The 512-nt window shown below is 37.7% G+C and carries 2 protein-coding genes; one reads left to right on the forward strand and one right to left on the reverse strand.

Annotated features, from left to right (window positions below; all coding sequences use genetic code 11):
* A partial coding sequence (locus JHD69_RS21175; RefSeq protein ID WP_233166118.1) for a hypothetical protein occupies positions 1 to 195 on the reverse strand: 195 nt, incomplete at its 3' end.
* A gap of 89 nt (positions 196 to 284) precedes the next feature.
* Between JHD69_RS21175 and JHD69_RS20260 the strand changes: the two genes are divergently transcribed.
* On the forward strand, positions 285 to 512 hold a 228-nt coding region (locus tag JHD69_RS20260; RefSeq protein ID WP_233166120.1), incomplete at its 3' end, for a 3-hydroxyacyl-CoA dehydrogenase NAD-binding domain-containing protein.

The following is a 512-nucleotide window of genomic DNA, read 5'->3' on the forward strand; positions in this document are numbered from 1 at the left end:
TTGCTTATTAAATGCACCCGACACATAAAATCTGGTTTTTTCAGTTCCGCCTCTAACATTAAGCTCATAATTTTGTGTTGTTCCTTTTCTTGAAACGGCATCTAGCCAGTCGTAAGTTGGCACATTGTCTATGCTTCCGTAAGGAGTTACATAGGTATTGTAAAAGTTAGTATACTGTGTAGAGGAAGTTATCAACTTAATAGGTGAAAATCACCTATTTTAGCTAAACTTGTCATTAATTTGGGTCTTTTAGCCTCATTTTTAAGCTTTAATCAAATATGTACATGAAAAATATCTCAGTAATCGGTTCAGGAACAATGGGTAATGGAATTGCCCACACATTTGCGCAGTTTGGCTACCAAGTAAACCTCATCGACATCAATATCGATGCCTTGGGAAGAGCAATAGCCACAATTACCAAAAATCTAGAGCGACAAGTTGCAAAAGGGGCTGTTACCGAAGAGCTCAAAGCACAAACGCTGTCAAATATCACTACCCATACCAATTTGCAA

Source organism: Pedobacter sp. ASV12 (genome assembly GCF_016429155.1).
Taxonomy (GTDB): domain Bacteria; phylum Bacteroidota; class Bacteroidia; order Sphingobacteriales; family Sphingobacteriaceae; genus Pedobacter.